The sequence below is a fragment of the Tabrizicola sp. genome, from assembly GCF_030373185.1.
Classification (GTDB): Bacteria; Pseudomonadota; Alphaproteobacteria; order Rhodobacterales; family Rhodobacteraceae; genus Tabrizicola.
This window is the reverse complement of the sequence record NZ_JAUCZH010000003.1, coordinates 95043-112565: the sequence shown is the minus strand read 5'-3', so window position 1 is coordinate 112565 and position 17523 is coordinate 95043. Positions and strand designations below refer to the sequence as shown.

The following is a 17523-nucleotide window of genomic DNA, read 5'->3' as shown; positions in this document are numbered from 1 at the left end:
AGAAAGGATGCCGCGACTTATACAACTGGAAAGGCTTCGAGCGATGAACCGGACGCTGTCTTGCACCACCGCGCTTGCGCTTGTTTTCACGGCCAACGGCACGCTGGCCGACGTTACTCCGGAAGAGGTTTGGGAAAGCTGGCAGGCCATGTCCACTTCTGCCGGACAGGATCTTGTGGTCGGCAGCGCCACCCGCAACGGTGACACGCTGGAGATCAAGGAACTGGTCCTGACCCATCAGGATGATCTGGGCGGCAGCCTTTCCGCAAGCATTGATGCCATGGCTTTCAAGGACAATGGCGACGGGACGGTTGCTGTTACAATGTCCGACAGCTACCCCGTGTCGCTTGCCTTCCCGGCCGATAATGAAGGCCCGTCATCCCTGAAGCTGACTGTTACGCAGCCGGGACTGCTGATCACCGCGGCAGGAAGTGCTACGGAAACCAGCTATGATTTTGCCGCGCCGGTCGTCCTGCTCAAGCTGGATGAGGTGAAAGGTGCTGATGGTCAGGCGCTGGATACACAGGCTGATCTGGCCATGACCGAAGTGACCGCAAAGTATCTTGTGCTGCGCGAAGGCGAGACGACAAAGCTGGACAGCAGTTTTGCCGCCAAGGCGGTGGCATTGAACGTCGCCGGTGAAGGGGCGGATGGCTCTGGAAGTGGTACCGTGGCCCTGTCGATGACCGATCTGGCCGGCACTACCAACGGCACCTTTCTTGGGGCTGACGTGATGGCAAACATGGCTGTGGCGTTGAACAACGGCTTTACCACCGACAGCAGCTTCAGCTTTGGTGCCATGTCGCTGGATGCCGACATCAATGATTCCAACGGTCCGGTCAAGATTGCCGGAACCGCCCTGGGTGCGGACCTTCTGCTTGGGATCAACAAGGACCGGATCAACTATGGCTCCGGCCTCAAAGGGGCCAGCTTCACGGTTTCCGGCCCCGAGATCCCCTTCCCCGAGGTCGTGGTGAGTTTTGCCGAAACGGCGTTCAGCATCCTGATGCCAGTCTCGAAATCCGACAGCCCGCAAGATTTTTCCGTCATGACGAGGCTGGTCGATTTCTCGATCTCGGAAGATGTCTGGGGTTTGTTTGACCCGGCAGCGACCCTGTCGCGCGACCCGGCGACCTTCATTTTCGACGTCAAGGGAACGGGTTTCTGGAAACAGGACATCATGGACCCCGCAGCTCAGATGGATGGCGTTGAACCTCCGGGAGAGTTGACCTCGCTTGATCTGAGCCAGATCCTTGTGAAGGCTGTCGGAACCGAGGTTGGTGCCACTGGCGGGCTAACATTCGACAACTCCGATTTGACCAGTTTTGACGGGGTGCCAGCACCGACTGGCAGCATCAACGTCACGATCAAGGGGGTGAACGCGCTGATCGACAACCTGATCGCGATGGGCCTTTTGCCGGATGATCAGGCGATGGGCGCGCGCATGATGCTGGGTCTCTTTGCCCGTCCTGGCCCCGGCCCGGACGAGCTGACCTCGGTCATCGAGTTCAAGGATGGCGGGCTGTTCGCCAACGGTCAGCAATTGCAGTAACCCCACGGCGCAGGCGCGGGACAGGCCCGCCCTTGCAACGCTGTCCCGGCAGGGCTACCTCAACCGGGAAGCCACCGGGATACCCCTCATGACCGCCAGCCTTTCCGATCTGACCTCGGCCCTCATTGACGCCGCTCGCAAGGCGGGTGCCGAAAGCGCCGATGCCCTTGCGGTGTCCGGCACCGCCGTTTCCATTGAAATCCGCAAAGGCGCGCTGGAACAGGCCGAAAGGTCGGAAGGCGTGGAAATCGGCCTGCGGGTGCTGATGGGGCGGCGTCAGGCTTGCGTTTCGGCGTCCGACACCTCGGCCGCCACGATGAAGGCCTTGGCGGAACGGGCCGTGGCCATGGCGCGCGAGGCCCCCGAAGACCCGCATGCCGGGCTGGCTGACCCGGAGCAGCTGGCCAAAAGCTGGGATCTTGCGGCCCTTGATCTTGCCGACACCGCGCCTGAACCAAGTGCCGCCGCCTTGGAGGCCGCCGCCCGCGCTGTCGAATCTGCGGCGCTGGAAACGAAGGGCATCACGCAGGTCGAAGCCGGTGCCGGATACAGTCGCCGCCAGTTGCACCTTGCGGCGACGAACGGGTTTTCGGGGGGGTATGGTCGCACCTCGACCTCGCTTTCCGGGGTGGCGTTCACCGGGTCCGGCACCGACATGCAGCGGGATTATGCCGGGGAGAGCCGTACTTATGCTGCCGACATGCCGGGTGCCGAAGGCATTGGCCGCCTTGCCGCCGAACGCACCTTGCAGCGGGTCGGGTCGGTCAAGCCGAAGACCGGTACCTTTCCGGTGGTCTATGATGAACGGGTCGCGGCGTCGCTGGTCGGTCATCTCTTGTCGGCGATCAATGGCGGGTCCATCGCGCGTGGGTCGTCATGGGCGCGTGATCTTCTTGGCAAGCAGGTGCTTCCGGCCGGGATTTCGCTGATCGAAGATCCGCACCGCCCGCGCATCCAGTCTTCCCGCCCGTTCGATGGCGAGGGGCTGGCAACCCGGCGGCGCGAGATCGTGGCCCATGGCGTCCTGACCGGCTGGGTGCTTGACCTTGCCACCGGGCGCAAGCTGGGCATGCCCTCCACCGCCAATGCGTTTCGCGGCACCTCGGCGCCGCCTTCGCCTTCGACCAGCAACATCGACCTGACGCCGGGCAGTTACAGTCGCGATGACCTGATTTCACAGATGGGGACCGGGTTGTTGGTCACCTCGATGATCGGGTCGACGATCAACCCTACCACGGGCGACTATTCGCGCGGGGCGTCAGGGTTCTGGGTGGAAAACGGGGTGATCAGCCACCCGGTCCACGAATGCACGATCGCTGGAAACCTGCGCGACATGCTGCTGCGGATCATTCCTGCCAATGACGCCCGCGCGCATCTTTCCACCCGGGTTCCCTCTATCCTCATCGACGGGATGACCCTTGCCGGCGCGTGATCTGGCCCTCTTGACCGATGCCGCGCGCGAAGCCGGGCGGATTGCGCTGCGCTATTGGCGGCGGGAACCAAAGGTCTGGGACAAGGGCGGCGAACATGGCCCGGTGACCGAGGCCGATCTGGCCGTGAATGACATGCTGAAGCTGATGCTTCTGACCGCCCGCCCCGAATACGGCTGGCTGTCCGAGGAAACCCCGGACAATGCCGCCCGGCTGTCATGCGACAGCGTGTTCATCGTCGACCCGATCGACGGCACCCGCGCCTTCATCGCCGGGGAAGAGACCTTTGCCCATTCGCTTGCCGTGGCACACCGGGGGAAGGTCATCGCCGGGGTCGTGTTTCTGCCTGCGCTGGACAAGATCTACACCGCCTCGATCACCGCGCCCCCGCTAAAGGACGGCCAGCCCATCGTGGCAAGCAGGCGTGACCGGCTGGAAGGCGCCGATATTCTGACCACGAAAGCCAATCTTGCGCCGGAAAAATGGCCGGGTGGCGTGCCTGACATCAACCGCAGTTTCCGCGCTTCGCTGGCCTATCGGCTGTGTCTGGCGGCGGAAGGGCGGCATGACGGGATGCTGACGCTGCGCGATACATGGGAATGGGACATAGCCGCCGGGGGGCTGATCGCCGAGCGGGCCGGGGCGGTGGTGACGGACCGTCACGGCGGGCAACTACGGTTCAACACCGCCAGCGCGCAGGCTGAAGGGGTGCTGGCCCTGCCGTCCGCCCCGCATTCCGAAGCGCTGGTGCGGCTGAAAGGCTGATCCCGCCCCGGGCTTGATCCGGGGCGGGATTGAGTTCCTAGCGTTTGCCACCCTTCGGCGGCACGAAACGCTTGGAGGTATCCTTGGCATCAACCTTCGGCTTGGCCGGGCGGTCAGAGCCGGGCTTGTCGAATGGCTTCTTGGCAAAGGGCTTCTTGTCCCCTGCCGCGTGGCTTTTGAACCCGCCCGGTTTGGCCGGCCCGTCACGCTTTACGAACGGCCGGGCATCGTCACCCTTGGCCGCATAGGGCTTGCGCGCCGGACGGTCGCCGTCTTCGCGGGGCTTGAAGCCTTCGCCCTTGGGCTTGTAGCCGGCGCCCTCCGACGAATGGCTTTTGAAACCTTCCGCCCGGGCCGGTTTTCCGGCGGGGCCACCTTGGCTTTTGTATCCAGCCGAGCGCGGGGCGGTCTTCTGGTCGGGCGACCAGCGCGGCTTTTTGGGTGCAGCATCATCGCCGTCGGCTGCGGGGCGCGGCGGACGCGGACGGTCGCCATCATCGCGCTTGGCATAGGGCTTTGCTTCGCGCTTGTCCTGCCATGCGGGCTTTGCGGCGGATGGGCGCGGGCTGTCGTCACGCTTGGCGTAGGGCTTGCGCGCCGGTTCCGAACGCGGGGCAAAATCTACGGTGTCTTCAACCACGCGCGGCGGTTTTGGCGCATAGGCCGGCTTTTCGCGCCGTTCGGGGCGTTCGAACTTGGCCGATGGCGCGCGGGGGCGGTCCAGATCGGGTTCACCCTCGATCCGCTGCATCAGAAGGTCGCGGTCCAGTTCGACCGAGGCACCGAACTTGTCGGCCAGAGGTGCCGCGATCTGCACGAAGGTTTCATCTTCGCGCACCCGAATTGCGCCGATGCCATCCTTGGCGATGCCGCCCGCGTCACAGATCTTGGGCAAAAGCCAGCGGGCCTCGGCCCGGCCAGCGCGACCGACCGACAGGCGGAACCAGACCGAAGGCCCGAACTCCCCCCGCTCACGCGGAGGACTGGAGCTTGGAACCTGCTGATCCGACGACAGCACTTCGGGTGCCGAGCGCCCCTCACGCCACAGCCGGACGAAACCGGCGGCCACGGCTTCGGGGCCGAAGCGTTCGATCAGACCCTGCGCCAGATCGGCCTCATCGCCCGGACCGGCCAAGAGCGCGGGGTGTTCAAGGATCCGCAGGTCATCCCTTGCCTGCACTTCATCGGCACCCGGGGCAGTTCCCCATTCGGCAACGACCTTGGCGCCTTGCAACAGGCGCTGGGCCTTCTTGAATTCAGCCGGGGCAACGATCAGCGCCGAAACGCCCTTCTTGCCCGCGCGGCCCGTGCGACCCGACCGGTGCAGCAGGATTTCCGAGTTTGACGGCAAGTCAGCGTGGATCACCAGTTCCAGACCCGGAAGGTCGATTCCGCGCGCCGCCACATCGGTGGCGATACAGACCCGCGCCCGGCCATCGCGCAAGGCTTGCAGCGCATGGGTGCGTTCCTGCTGGCTAAGTTCACCCGACAGGGCCACGACCTGAAATCCCCGATTGCCCATGCGGGCCATCAGGTGATTCACGTTCACCCGCGTCTTGCAAAAGACGATAGCGGTCTGCGATTCGTAGAACCGCAGGATATTGAAGATTGCATGTTCGCGGTCACGCACCGCCACGCTGTAGGCTTTGTATTCGATATCGACGTGCTGCTTGGATTCGCCCTGCGCCACGATCCGCAGCGCGTCGGTCTGAAAGGTTCCTGCCAGCTTTTCGATTTCCTTCGGCACGGTGGCCGAAAACATCAGGGTGCGGCGTTCAGCCGGGGCGGCGGCAAGGATGAACTCCAGATCTTCGGCAAAGCCAAGATCCAGCATCTCGTCGGCCTCATCCAGAACGGCGGCGCGCAGACCGGAAAGGTCAAGGCTGCGGCGTTCGATATGGTCGCGCAAGCGGCCCGGCGTACCGACCACGATATGCGCCCCACGTTCCAAAGCGCGCTTTTCGGTGCGGTAATCCATGCCGCCGACACAGGTGGCGATCTTCGCGCCCGCCCCGGCATAAAGCCATTCCAGTTCCCGCGCGACCTGAAGCGCAAGCTCGCGCGTCGGCGCGATGATCAGTGCAAGCGGCTGATCGGCGTAAAGCAGACGGTCCTGCCCGGCCAGAATTTCAGGTGCGATGGCAAGACCAAAGGCCACCGTCTTGCCGGATCCGGTCTGCGCCGAAACCAGCATGTCGCGCCCGGAAACGCCTTCGGCCAGCACGGCCGCTTGAACGGCGGTCAGGGCCTCATAGCCCTTGTCCGCCAAAGCCTGCGCCAGCGGCGCGGCCACGTTTGTCATCGTCATGGATGTCTTTCCAAAGGGGGGTGCATATCTGGCACCCGATAAGCCAAACGGCCCATGTCCCTTTGGCGCAGGCCTCCTCGCCCGCAGCCCGGAATCCCGGCCGTCCGGCGGCACTACCTGAAACGGCGGGCGCTGTATAGGGCGCGAGGCTTAAAAAACCGAAGTCGGTGGGGCTGGCGACAGCGCCGCCCACACTGCCGGGTTATGGCCCGTCCGTGATCGCCCCCACCGGGGCCAGCACGATCTCGGTTGCATTGCGTACCGTCAGCACCAGACCCGGCAGCAGGCCGACGCGCGCGCGAGCATCTGTGCGGAAGGCCTCGTCGATTCCGATAAGACCGCCGAACAGCCTGAGGAGCGCGGGGTTCTCGCCAAGGTTAAGGTGTCCGGTCCCCACATTATACGCGGCGGTGTCCAGATAGATCACGTCCAGGTCGTCGATCTTGGCCAGATCTTTCAGGTTCCCCAGCCGTTCCCCGCTGCCGGAAATCCGCGCCGAAAGCCCCAGCACCCGGTCGCGGCGGCTGCCGAACACCAGAAACGGGTCTGGCAGGTCGCCGATTTCAAGCGCAAGCGACCGGAACACATCCACGTCAAGATCGGGTGAGATCATTACCACGCCCGCCACTTGGTCCAGCGCACCCGGACCGTTCCGCAGCACCATCTGGCGCAGGGTTTCCATCGTCAGGGCTGCCCCCATCGAATGGGCCACGATGACCACCTGACGCCCGCCCGCCGCCTTTACCTCTTTCAGCAAGTCCTCGAACCCGCTGCGCGCAAACATCGCCGATTCCCGGTCATAGACATAGCCCAGAGCCGATGCCCGCGATGGCCAGGCGTAATGAACGGCCACGCCAGGCACCTTCAGGTCGTGGTGCATCTGCGCGACGCGATAGACGCCCTCGGCCATCGTGTTGTTGAAGCCGTGGACATAGACCACCGCATCGGTCTGCCCTCGTCGCCCCATCGCGGTGCCAAGCGCCGCCTTAAACTCGGGCGCCGAGGCGAAGCGGGTTTCGTCCAGCGTCAGAAAGTCACGCTCAGCATCCGGCTTGCGGGTTTTCGGTGGCCAGTTCACCTCGCCTGGCTGGCGGTCTGGGGGAATGGCTATATCATAGCGCACGAAACTGGCCTGATCGGCGCGGTCGCGGCCAAAGCCATTGGCGTCGGCGACCCGCGTCGTGCCGACAAAGATCGCCTCGGGCATTCCTGCGACTGGTCCGGCCGGAGCAGCGGTGAAGTCACCCCTTGCGGAACAGGCCGCAAGGACCAGCACCAGACCGAAAAGCAACCGATATCCCACCAAGCGCTGCCCCATCCTTAACCAAGCCAAGCCTTGCGCCCCGGGGGCGGCAGGGTCAACCGGATACGCCGCAGCCGCGCAGATGGTCGCGCATCCGGATCGTCTCGGTCAGGACATCATCGAACAATGTGTTCATGTAGCCCTGATGCACATATTCCACCGCCAGCCAGCCATCATAGCCAGCATCGCGCAACACGCCGACCATCGCGGTGAAATCCAGCACCCCCTCGCCCCATTTCGCCTGCAAGGCACCCGGTCGCGCCTGGCGCATGTGGACATGTCCCGCATGAGGGGCCAGGACGTCGATTTCCTCCTGCCGATAACCCATGCAGGTGAAATGCGCGTAATCCAGCGCCAGTTTCAGCCCCGGAACCGCCGCCAGCATGTCAAGGGTCGCGGCAGGCGATGCCAGCAATCCGCCTACATGCGGCTCCACGGTCAGTTGCACCCCGTGATGCCGGGCGATCTTTTCAAGACTTCGCAATCCATCGGCCGCTGCCGTGAAGCCCCCTTGGCCGCTGACCCCGGGCAGCACGAAAATCGTCGGGCAGCGCAAGGCTTCGGCGAACCGGCACACCCGGACGAATTCGGCCTCGTTCCGCGCCTTGGCAGTGGGGTCGCTGACGGCGTTTTCCACGATATCGGCCCCGAACAGCCAGTAAAGGTTCGAGACCGCCATCCCCCCAAGCGCCGCGGCCGCCCCTTCCGGGTCGGCAATGATTCGCCCCCGGTCCAGGGCGGCCCCATGCAAAAGCCCCAGATCCATCGCACGGAACCCCAGGGCCTGCGCTACTGCCCAGGCCTCTTCCAGCGTGCAGGCGGGAAATGACCAAGAGGTTACCGTCAGCTTCATATCGCCAATCCTTCCGATAAGTGGCCTTACCAATTCAGGAACTCTGTTCACCCAAAGCCCGTAAAGCAAGCACTTTCGGCAATTTCTGCCGCTGCAATGCCGCGGTGCGGCGGAAAATCCTGCAAAAAACCATTGCAATGTTGAAAGTGGTCAGGCCAATATCCGCCCAACCGGAGCGGAGGAGCCTGTCCGGTTCTCATAAACCACGGGAGGACGTCACTTCATGAAACATCTGACAGTATCCACACTGGCCCTCTGCGCCGCGATGTTCGGCGTGCAGGCCAATGCCCAAGCGGTGACCGCCGAAAAGGGCGGCAACGCAAATATGGTCCTGCTGCCGAAATTCCTTGGCATCCTGCCCTTCGATCAGGCGAATCGCGGTGCCGAAGAGGCGCATGCCGAACTCGGCAACACCGGCACCCTGCTTTATACCGGCCCGACCCCGGAAAACTCGGTCGCGGGCCAGATCGAGATTCTGACCACCGCTGGAAGCCAGGGGCAGGCCGTCGTGATGTTGTCGAACAACGCCGGCGACCAGATCGCCCCGGCGGCCGAGGCTGCGCAGGCGGCTGGCACCAAGGTTGTGACATGGGACAGCCCGATCCCTTCGGGTGCAGGTGAAACCGTGTTCGTGGCGCAGGTCGACTTCGGGTCCATCGGTGTCGTGATGGCCGACATGGCCCATTCGATCATGGGCGGCGAAGGTGAGTTTGCCGTCCTGTCCGCCACCCCCGACGCCGCGAACCAGAACGCCTGGATCGCCGCGATGGAAGAGGCGCTGAAGGGCGAGAAATACGCCAGCATGAAGCTGGTCGATACCGTCTACGGCGATGACCAGTCCGAGGTCAGCTACAACCGGGCGCTGGCGCTGGTCGACAGCCACCCGAACCTGAAACTGATCATGTCGCCCACTACCGTTGGCATTCAGGCATCCGCCAAGGCGATGCAAGACGAAGGCCTGTGTGACAAGGTCAAGGTGTCCGGTCTGGGCCTGCCAGCAGAAATGGTCAGCTACACGATGAACGGCTGCGCGCCGGGATTCGCACTATGGAGCTTCGTCGACCTTGGTTACCTGACCTATTACACCAGCTATATGCTGGCGACCGGCAAGATCACCGGCGAAGTGGGTGAAACGTTCAACGCTGGCCGCATGGGCGACTACACCATCGAACAGGATCCGGGCCGCGAAAACGGAAAGCGCATCCTGATGGGGCCGTTCACCGTCTACACTTCGGCCAACGTCGAAGCCGAAGCGAACTGATCCTCGCCTTGGCTTGATGGCCAGCCCCTCCCGCTCCCGGGGGGCTGGCCGCCCTTACCCTGAAGGTTCCCGGAATGCCCCCCGTCCTTGAAATGCGCGACATCTCCAAGAGCTTCGGCGGAACCGCGGCCCTGTCCGGCTTTTCGCTGTCGATGGAGCCGGGCCGTATTCACGCGCTGGTCGGTGAAAACGGCGCCGGGAAATCGACACTGATCAAGACGATGACCGGCATTCACCAACCCGAAACTGGTGACATTCTGGTCGATGGCCAGCCCGTCAGCTTTCGTGGCACCGCAGACGCCCAGCGCGCCGGGGTGGCGGCGATCTATCAGGAACCGATGGTGTTTCCTGATCTTTCGGTCGCCGAAAACATCTTCATCAGCCACCAGAACCGACGCCAGCTGATCAACTGGTCCGCCCTGAACGACGAGGCCGCTGCAATGATCGCCCGGCTTGGTGTCACGCTGGACCCCCGCCGCGCCGCCGCCGAACTGACCCTTGCCGAACAGCAGACGGTGGAGATTGCCCGCGCCATTTCCCTGAACGTCCGCGTGCTGATCATGGACGAACCCTCGGCGTCCCTTTCGGATCATGAGGTGAAGCGCCTCTTTGGCATCGCCCGCAGCTTGCGCGACCAAGGCGTCGCCGTCCTTTATATCTCGCACCGGCTGGAGGAAATCTTTGCCCTCGCCGATACCGTCACCGTGATGCGCGACGGCAAGCACATTTCTACCAAGCCGGTGACAGAGGTTACCCAAGCCTCGATGATCGCCGAAATGGTCGGGCGTGACATGGCCGGCCGCTTTGCGCGTGAGCCTTCGAAGGATACCGGCGAGGTACTGCTAAACGTCTCTAACCTTGCCAAAACCGGGGTTTTCCGGGATGTCAGCTTTACCGTCAACCGGGGGGAAATCGTCTGCTTTTCCGGCCTGGTCGGGGCGCGGCGAACGGATGTGGGGCTGGCGCTGTTCGGGGTGGCCCCGGCGGATCAGGGCAGCGTCGAAATCGCGGGCCAGCCCGTCACCATTACCAATCCCGCGCAGGCGCAAAGCCTTGGCATCGCCTATGTCTCGGAAGACCGCCGCAAGCTGGGCCTTGCGCTGACCGAAGGCATCACCGCCAACATCACCCTGCCGATGCTGGGAAAATATTCCGGCGCTTTCGGCTGGCTGGACCGGATGCACGAATTGGCCGACGCTCAGGCCTTCCGCAAGCAATTGAACATCAAGGCCGCGAACCTGACCGTTCCGGTTGGCACGCTGTCCGGCGGCAACCAGCAAAAGGTGATGCTGGCGAAATGGCTGAACACCAAGCCGCGCCTTCTGATCGTGGATGAGCCGACCCGAGGCATCGATATTGGTGCCAAGGCCGAGGTGCATCAGATCCTTCGCGCCCTTGCCGCCGAAGGGGTGGCGATCATCATCATCTCCTCCGACCTGCCCGAGGTTCTGTCCCTGGCCGACCGTATCCTTGTCATGCGCGAAGGCCGGATCGTGGGGGAGTTCACCGGTGAGGACGCCACGGATGAATCCGTCATGCACCTCGCCGTTGCGGCAGAGGTGGCCTGATGCGCATCCCGCTTGGCACCCTTCGCATCCTTGTCCTGCTGGCGGTCTTCGTTGGCACGGTGCTGTTCTTTGCCAGCCAGATCGATGGCTACCTGAACGCGCGCCTCTTCAACCGCATCTCCGGCTCCGTTGCCGTGATTGCCCTTATCGCCGTGGGGCAGGCCTTCGTCGTGCTGACCCGAAACATTGACCTTTCGATCGGGTCGGTCGTCGGGTGCAGCGCCTATTTCACCGGCGGAATCCTGATCGCCTACCCCGACCTGCCGCCAATCCTTGTCCCCCTCCTCGCCATGGGGATCGGCGCGGTGTTCGGGGCGTTCAACGGCTTTCTCGTCGCGCGTTTCCGCCTGCCGTCAATTATCGTGACGCTGGCGACGCTGGCCTTGTTCCGGTCGATCCTTGTGCAATCATCGGATGGCTCGTCCATCACCACCAACCGGCTGCCGACCTGGCTGACCGAGTTTGCCACCCTGAACGCCTTCACGGCCGGAGAGTTGCAGTTCCGCTGGATCGTCGTGATCTCGCTGATCGTCGTCCTGACCGCCCATGTCTTCCTGACCCGTTTCCGCGCTGGGCGGCAGTTCTTTGCCATCGGGTCAAACCCCGACGCTGCCGCATTTGCGGGCATCAACGCGGGCCGCACGATCTTTCTGGCCTTCGTGATCTCTGGCGCGCTGGCGGGCCTTGCGGGCTTCATGTTCCTGTCGCGCTTTGGCAACATCACCGTTGTGGCGGGTCTGGGGCTGGAGTTGAAGTCGGTGGGTGCGGTCGTCGTCGGTGGGGTCAACATCTTCGGTGGTTCCGGCAACGTCCTTGGGGTCCTGATCGGCGCGGCGCTGATTGACCTGATCGACACCTCACTGGTCCGCTGGGAACTGGTCTCGGCCTTCTGGCGCGAGGCGGTCCTTGGCCTTCTGATCCTTCTGGCCGTTGCCGCCGATACCGTCCTGATGCGCCGCCTTCTGCGCCGCAAACCGACAGGAGGCAGCCAATGACCGCCCTTCGCAGCTGGGAGGGCTTCCTTTTCGCCGTCCTGATCCTGATCTACGCCGTCAACGCCTGGTCCTCGCCGGTCTTCCTGACCCCCGGCAACCAGATCAACATGTTCCAGCTTTCGGTGGAAAAGATCATCGTCGCGCTCGTGATGACCTTCGTCATCATCAACGGCGAGATTGATCTTTCGGTCGCTTCCATCATGGGCCTTGCCGCCTGCGCCTTTGGCTGGCTGGTGCAGGCCGAGGTGCCGGGCGGTTGGGCGATCATGATCGCGCTGATGATCGGCCTTGCCTGCGGGGCGTTCAATGCCCTCTTTATTGTGGGCTTCGGCATCCCCTCTCTGGTGGTGACGCTAGCCACGATGATCGCCTTTCGGGGGTTTGCCCGCGTATTGGTGGAAGATCGCGGCATCAATGCCTTCCCGGCATGGTTCAACCACTTGGGCCAAAAGGGGCTGATCGGCCCGGTGCCGTTGGCGATGGTGGTCTTTGCCGTCCTTGCCGTGCTGGCCTACCTGATCCTGCAACGAACTGCCTTCGGCCGGAAAGTCTATTTCATCGGCGCGAACCGGGCTGTGGCCGAGTTTTCGGGCCTCGATGTCCGCGCGGTGAAGGCCAAGATCTTCATCGCCTCGGGCGTGGTGTCTGCCCTTGCCGGAATCCTCTTCGCTGCCCGCGTTGGCGCGGTCAGGGGCGATGTCGCGCAGGGGTTTGAGCTGGACATAATCACAATGGTCCTTCTGGGCGGGGTCAGCATCTTCGGCGGTGCTGGCACCATGTCCGGCACGATCCTTGCCATCCTGATCGTGTTGGCCCTGCGCAACGGGATGGCGCTGCAAAACATCACAGGGCATATCCAGACCGGGGTACTTGGCATCTTGCTGATCCTGTCGGTCATGGTGCCGATCATCCGCGAAACTGGCGGCCGTCTGATTGCGAGGGTGCGATGAAACAACCGATGCTCCAGCTTGTGAAAACCCTGTCAGACCCGATCGGCAAGAAGTCCGTCTCGGAAATGGTGGTCCAGCGCATCCTTGATCTGGTGAAAACCGGGCATCTGTCGGCGGGCGACAAGCTGCCCGCCGAACGGGATCTTGCCGACCAGCTTGACGTAAGCCGCCCCACGGTGCGCGAGGCTTTGCGCGCGCTGTCCATCCTTGGCGTTCTTGAAATCCGCCACGGCGGCGGGGTTTATGTCACCGCGCTGAATGCCGAGGAACTGCTGTCGCCGCTGGATTTCTTCGTGTCCCTGAACGCGCAGAACATGGCGGAGCTTTTCGACGCCCGCATCCATTTCGAGCCTATGCTTGCGGGACTGGCCGCTGAACGGCTGACCGACACCGCGCTGGACCGTCTGGCCACCCTTGTCGCCGCACAGGTGGCCGATCCCGAGGATGCCGACCTGTTCCACGATACGGATGTCGAGTTTCACAAGACCATTCTGGAGGCGTCAGGCAACGATTTCCTGTCGCGCTTCGGCAAGCTGCTGCAGGTGCTTGGCGATCAGGGCCGTCAGGCGTTCCAGAAGCGCAAATCCATCCGCCAGCAATCGGTGGAGGATCACCAGGTGATCCTCGCCGCCCTGCAAGCCCGCGACCCCGCCGCCGCGCAACGTGCCATGCGGCAGCACATGGTCAATGTCCGCAATGCACTACGGGAGGTGACCGGTGCGTAAGGCAAGAATAGCTGTTCTTGGCGCTGGGTGGTGGGGGGCGCATGTCTACATCCCCTCGCTTCTGGCCGATCAGGGTGTCGATCTGGTCGCCGTCAACCGCCGCGACCCGGCGGCTTTGAAGGAGATCACCGACAAGTTCGGGATTGCGAAGGGCTACACCGACTACCGCGAACTCCTTGCGATCGAAAGGCCGGACGGGGTGGTGATCGTGTCGCCCCACACCGTCCACCACGAACAGGCCATGGCCGCGCTTGATGCAGGCGCGCATGTGCTGATCGACAAGCCGATGGCCACAAGCGCGGCGCAGGCCCGGGAAATCGTCTCTAACGCTGCGGAAAAAGGCCTTCAAGTCGTTGTTCCCTATGGCTGGAACTTCAAGGATTTCACCCGGAAGGCCGCCGACCTGATGCGCGCCGGGGAAATCGGCACCATCCGCCATGTCGTCTGCCAGATGGCCTCACCGACTGAAGACCTGTTCGGCGGCCAAGGGCTGATGGAAACCAAGGACCACATGTTCCAGCCCCGCAAGGACACCTGGGCCGATCCTGCAAACGCCGGCGGCTACGGCTGGGGCCAGCTTTCCCATGCGCTGGGCCTGATGTATGCGCTGGTCGATGACGCCCCGGCCGAGGTTTACGCCATCGCCGGGCGTTCCCCCGCCGGGGTCGATTGGTATGACGCCGCGACCCTGCGCTTTGCCTCTGGCGCGACGGCGGTGGTGTCAGGGTCTTCCACTGTGCCAAAGCATTGCGGCTATCAGGTCGATATCCGCATCTTCGGCAGCGAAGGGATGCTTTTGATCGACATTGAACGCGAACGGATGGAACTGCGCCGCAAGGACGGGCGCGATACGGTGCTGGAGATCCCGAAAGGCGCCGGCGCCTATGAATGCATTGAGCCGACCCAGCGCCTTGCCCAGATCTGCCTTGGGACGGCCACCCGCAACGAAGCCCCCGGCCTGATCGGTCAGCGCGCGGTGGAAACGCTGGATGCGATGTATCGCTCCTTCGCCTCGGGCAAGCCGGAGTCGGTATGATGAAATGGCCCACCACCCGCGCGGATATCATCAAACCGGGCTTTTCCACCCCGTTGGACGCGCCGATGGTGCCGCCCTTCCCCTTCACCTTCCGCAACGCGGAAATCCTGACCCTTACCTACCGCACCGACCCGGCGGCGATTGCCGCGCTGTTGCCGGAACCGCTGGTATCCACCGGCGACAGGGTGATGATCCATGTCTACAAGATGAACGACACCGACTGGCTTGGCCCCTACAAGGAGGTCAACGTGATGGTCGGCGCCGACTTGCCCGGCAAGGCCACCGGGGCCTATTCGCCTTGGCTGTTCCTGTCGTCTGACATCGGCGTCGCCCATGGGCGCGAGCTGCATGGCCAGCCGAAAAAGCTTGGAAACCCGAAGCTGGAGTTTCGCGCCGACCTGATCGTCGGCGGCCTTGAACGCAATGGCATCGACGTCCTGACCGGCACCATGCCCTACAAGCAAACGCCGGCCCAGATCACCGACCTTTCGGCAATCTTTCCCTTCGCCACCAACCTGAACCTCAAGGCCATCGACCATATCGACGGCACCCCCGCGATCCGCCAACTGACCTCGCGGCAACTGGCCGATGTGCAGGTCACCGAATGTTGGCGTGGCCCCTGCACCGTGGAACTGCGTCCCAACGCGCAAGCCCCGCTGCACCGCCTGCCGGTGCTGGAGATGCTGGACGGTTTCTACTGGAAAGCCACATTCACCCTCGTGCCGGGCGTCATCCTGCACGACTATCTGACGGAGGTTTAGATGGCATCCTACGCATGGGTTCTGGGCGTCCGCCCCGGTTGCGAAGAAGAATACAAACAGCGCCACGATGATCTTTGGCCGGAAATGGATGCTTGCCTGCGTCAGGCCGGCATTCGCAACTACCACATCTTCCGCCACGGGCTGACCCTGTTCGGCTACTTTGAAACCGACGATCTGCAAGCCACCATCGATTTCCTGAAAAACGACCCTATCAACGCCAAATGGTCTGAATCCATGGCGCCGATCATGCAGATCGACATCGACAGCCGCACCGGCTTTCCCTTCCTTCTTCCCAAGCAATGGAGCCTCGATTGACCCTCTCAGGCAAAACCGCCCTCGTCACCGGCGGCAATCGCGGCATCGGGCTGGCCGCCGTCAAGGCTTTGGCCGAGGCGGGCGCGACCGTCCACTTCACGGCCCGCTCTGCCGCCAACATCGCCGCTGCCCAGCGTGAGCTTGGCGACATGATCGCCATCGGCCACCACGCGAACATGACCGACCGCGACGCCATGACAACCGTGCTGGACCACGGCTTTGATATCCTCGTGAACAACGCCGGGGTGATCGGTCCGATTGGCCGGATGCTGGACATCTCGCCCGAAGACTGGGGAGCGAATATCGAAACCAACCTGATCGCCGCCTTCCACGCCACCCAGACCGCGATGCGTCACATGGTCGCCAAGGGGGGCGGGACCATCGTCAACCTGTCCTCCGGCGCGGCGCATCGTCCGATGGAAGGGTGGAGCGCGTACTGCTGTGGCAAGGCGGGGCTGGCGATGCTGACCCGCGCGATCCACGAAGAATACGCCCCCCAAGGCATCCGCGTCTTCGGCTTTGCGCCGGGCGTGGTTGATACCGACATGCAGGGATCGATCCGTGCTTCCGGCCTTAACCCCGTGTCGAAAATCCCGCGCGAAAACCTTGCCCCGGCAGAGGAACCCGCCAAGGCAATCGCCTGGCTCTGCACCGCCGCCGCCGATGCGCTGGCCGGGCAAGAGGTTGACGTGCGCAACCCCGATCTTCGCAGATCCGTTGGCTTGAGGGCATTGGAATGACCAAACGCGTCGTCGTCACCGATGCCACCTTCCCCGATGTGGCGAAAGAAGAGGCCGCCGCCCGCGCCGCCGGGGCCAGCTTTGAACGCCACGCCTGCAAGACGGCGGATGAGGTTGCCGCCGCCCTGAAGGGGGCCGACGTTGCCGTGGTGCAATTCGCGCCCCTGGCCCGCGCGGCCATCGCGGGCATGGCACCGGGTGCAACGGCAATCCGCTATGGCGTCGGCTACAACAACTTCGATGTGCCTGCCCTGAATGATCATGGCGTGAAAGCCGCCTATGTGCCGGATTACTGCACGGCAGAGGTGGCAGACCACACCGCAGCCTCGATCCTTGCGCTTTTGCGCAAGCTGCCCGCGCTGGACGCATCCGTCCGCAAAGGGGAATGGGCGGCGGTCGGCATTGCCAAACCACTGAAAAGCTTTGCAGAAACCACCATCGGCTTTCTCGGCTTTGGCCGCATCGCGCAAGAGGTGGCGGCCCGGCTTGCGCCCTTCGGCTTTCACTTCATCGCGCACGACCCTTATTACTCGGGCAGCTTCCCCCGCCTGACGCTGGTCGATCTGCCCGGCCTTCTGGCGCAATCGGATGCGCTGACCCTGCACGCCCCCGCCACGCCGGAAACCACCGGTATCATCAACCCGGCCAACCTTGCCCGGATGAAATCGACCGCTGTCATCGTGAACACCGCCCGGGGTGATCTGATCAATGAAGCCGCGCTCGCCGCCGCCCTGACGGCAGGCACCATCGCGGGCGCGGCGCTGGACGTGTTCCAGACCGAACCCCTGCCCGCCGACAACCCGCTGCGCCGCGCGCCAAACCTTCTCCTTGGCCCCCATGCGGCTTGGTATTCCGATGTGGCGGTGGAACGGCTACAAAGCCTTGTCGCCGATGAAATCACCCGTGCGCTGACCGGGCAGGGCGTCCGCAAACCCATCCCCGGCTCTACCGCCTGAGACAA

The 17523-nt window shown here is 63.5% G+C and carries 16 protein-coding genes; 13 read left to right on the top strand and 3 right to left on the bottom strand.

The window, feature by feature from the left end:
- The first annotated feature begins 43 nt into the window (after positions 1–43).
- The 3 genes from QUV21_RS07175 to QUV21_RS07165 all read left to right on the top strand — a co-directional run bounded on the left by QUV21_RS07175 (position 44) and on the right by QUV21_RS07165 (position 3747).
- Complete coding sequence (locus QUV21_RS07175) at positions 44–1552, top strand: DUF2125 domain-containing protein (RefSeq protein WP_300853954.1); 1509 nt, start codon at positions 44–46, stop codon at positions 1550–1552.
- Between the two features lie 88 nt (positions 1553–1640).
- Positions 1641–2984: a TldD/PmbA family protein gene (locus QUV21_RS07170; RefSeq protein WP_300853953.1), complete on the top strand. Its 1344-nt coding sequence runs from the start codon at positions 1641–1643 to the stop codon at positions 2982–2984.
- Entirely contained in the window at positions 2971–3747 is a 777-nt protein-coding gene (locus QUV21_RS07165; RefSeq protein WP_300853952.1) for a 3'(2'),5'-bisphosphate nucleotidase CysQ, read from the top strand. The genes QUV21_RS07170 and QUV21_RS07165 overlap by 14 nt, the downstream gene beginning before the upstream one ends.
- Positions 3748–3784: 37 nt before the next feature.
- On the opposite strand, the gene QUV21_RS07160 is transcribed toward QUV21_RS07165, so the two are convergent.
- From QUV21_RS07160 to QUV21_RS07150, 3 genes are all read right to left on the bottom strand, one after another.
- Entirely contained in the window at positions 3785–6055 is a 2271-nt protein-coding gene (locus QUV21_RS07160) for a DEAD/DEAH box helicase (protein WP_300853951.1), read from the bottom strand.
- Between the two features lie 202 nt (positions 6056–6257).
- On the bottom strand, positions 6258–7358 hold the full coding sequence (locus QUV21_RS07155; RefSeq protein ID WP_300853950.1) for an alpha/beta fold hydrolase: 1101 nt from the start codon (positions 7356–7358) through the stop codon (positions 6258–6260).
- A gap of 55 nt (positions 7359–7413) precedes the next feature.
- The gene (locus QUV21_RS07150) at positions 7414–8211 is read right to left on the bottom strand and encodes a sugar phosphate isomerase/epimerase (protein WP_300853949.1); all 798 of its coding nucleotides are present in this window, start codon (positions 8209–8211) and stop codon (positions 7414–7416) included.
- A 223-nt stretch (positions 8212–8434) separates the two neighbouring features.
- On the opposite strand from QUV21_RS07150, the gene QUV21_RS07145 reads away from it, so the two are divergent.
- The 10 genes from QUV21_RS07145 to QUV21_RS07100 all read left to right on the top strand — a co-directional run bounded on the left by QUV21_RS07145 (position 8435) and on the right by QUV21_RS07100 (position 17518).
- Positions 8435–9472 (top strand): rhamnose ABC transporter substrate-binding protein, encoded by a 1038-nt coding sequence (locus QUV21_RS07145; protein ID WP_300853948.1) that lies wholly within the window; start codon positions 8435–8437, stop codon positions 9470–9472.
- 74 nt (positions 9473–9546) lie between these two features.
- Positions 9547–11040 carry a sugar ABC transporter ATP-binding protein gene (locus tag QUV21_RS07140; RefSeq protein ID WP_300853947.1) on the top strand — a complete coding sequence of 498 codons (1494 nt, stop codon included), beginning with the start codon at positions 9547–9549 and terminating at the stop codon, positions 11038–11040.
- Complete coding sequence (locus tag QUV21_RS07135; protein WP_300853946.1) at positions 11040–12035, top strand: ABC transporter permease; 996 nt, start codon at positions 11040–11042, stop codon at positions 12033–12035. The genes QUV21_RS07140 and QUV21_RS07135 overlap by 1 nt, the downstream gene beginning before the upstream one ends.
- Complete coding sequence (locus tag QUV21_RS07130; RefSeq protein ID WP_300853945.1) at positions 12032–12985, top strand: ABC transporter permease; 954 nt, start codon at positions 12032–12034, stop codon at positions 12983–12985. Before QUV21_RS07135 ends, QUV21_RS07130 begins: the two co-directional genes overlap by 4 nt.
- A gap of 8 nt (positions 12986–12993) precedes the next feature.
- Positions 12994–13710, top strand: a complete 717-nt coding sequence (locus QUV21_RS07125) for a FadR/GntR family transcriptional regulator (RefSeq protein WP_300853944.1) — start codon at positions 12994–12996, stop codon at positions 13708–13710.
- Positions 13703–14746, top strand: coding sequence for a Gfo/Idh/MocA family oxidoreductase (locus QUV21_RS07120; RefSeq protein WP_300853943.1), 1044 nt, complete (start codon positions 13703–13705; stop codon positions 14744–14746). Before QUV21_RS07125 ends, QUV21_RS07120 begins: the two co-directional genes overlap by 8 nt.
- Positions 14743–15507: an acetoacetate decarboxylase gene (locus tag QUV21_RS07115; RefSeq protein ID WP_300853942.1), complete on the top strand. Its 765-nt coding sequence runs from the start codon at positions 14743–14745 to the stop codon at positions 15505–15507. Before QUV21_RS07120 ends, QUV21_RS07115 begins: the two co-directional genes overlap by 4 nt.
- On the top strand, positions 15508–15822 hold the full coding sequence (locus tag QUV21_RS07110) for an L-rhamnose mutarotase (RefSeq protein WP_300853941.1): 315 nt from the start codon (positions 15508–15510) through the stop codon (positions 15820–15822).
- On the top strand, positions 15819–16562 hold the full coding sequence (locus tag QUV21_RS07105) for an SDR family oxidoreductase (protein ID WP_300853940.1): 744 nt from the start codon (positions 15819–15821) through the stop codon (positions 16560–16562). The genes QUV21_RS07110 and QUV21_RS07105 overlap by 4 nt, the downstream gene beginning before the upstream one ends.
- Positions 16559–17518: a C-terminal binding protein gene (locus QUV21_RS07100; RefSeq protein ID WP_300853939.1), complete on the top strand. Its 960-nt coding sequence runs from the start codon at positions 16559–16561 to the stop codon at positions 17516–17518. The genes QUV21_RS07105 and QUV21_RS07100 overlap by 4 nt, the downstream gene beginning before the upstream one ends.
- Positions 17519–17523 lie beyond the last annotated feature (5 nt).

Excerpts from the sequence above, each read along its gene's own strand:
- QUV21_RS07175 (WP_300853954.1), top strand. The coding sequence starts at position 44 with ATGAACCGGACGCTGTCTTGCACCACCGCGCTTGCGCTTGTTTTCACG.
- QUV21_RS07170 (WP_300853953.1), top strand. The coding sequence starts at position 1,641 with ATGACCGCCAGCCTTTCCGATCTGACCTCGGCCCTCATTGACGCCGCT.
- QUV21_RS07160 (WP_300853951.1), bottom strand. The coding sequence starts at position 6,055 with ATGACGATGACAAACGTGGCCGCGCCGCTGGCGCAGGCTTTGGCGGAC.
- QUV21_RS07150 (WP_300853949.1), bottom strand. The coding sequence starts at position 8,211 with ATGAAGCTGACGGTAACCTCTTGGTCATTTCCCGCCTGCACGCTGGAA.
- QUV21_RS07145 (WP_300853948.1), top strand. The coding sequence starts at position 8,435 with ATGAAACATCTGACAGTATCCACACTGGCCCTCTGCGCCGCGATGTTC.
- QUV21_RS07140 (WP_300853947.1), top strand. The coding sequence starts at position 9,547 with ATGCCCCCCGTCCTTGAAATGCGCGACATCTCCAAGAGCTTCGGCGGA.
- QUV21_RS07135 (WP_300853946.1), top strand. The coding sequence starts at position 11,040 with ATGCGCATCCCGCTTGGCACCCTTCGCATCCTTGTCCTGCTGGCGGTC.
- QUV21_RS07130 (WP_300853945.1), top strand. The coding sequence starts at position 12,032 with ATGACCGCCCTTCGCAGCTGGGAGGGCTTCCTTTTCGCCGTCCTGATC.
- QUV21_RS07125 (WP_300853944.1), top strand. The coding sequence starts at position 12,994 with ATGCTCCAGCTTGTGAAAACCCTGTCAGACCCGATCGGCAAGAAGTCC.
- QUV21_RS07115 (WP_300853942.1), top strand. The coding sequence starts at position 14,743 with ATGATGAAATGGCCCACCACCCGCGCGGATATCATCAAACCGGGCTTT.
- QUV21_RS07110 (WP_300853941.1), top strand. The coding sequence starts at position 15,508 with ATGGCATCCTACGCATGGGTTCTGGGCGTCCGCCCCGGTTGCGAAGAA.
- QUV21_RS07100 (WP_300853939.1), top strand. The coding sequence starts at position 16,559 with ATGACCAAACGCGTCGTCGTCACCGATGCCACCTTCCCCGATGTGGCG.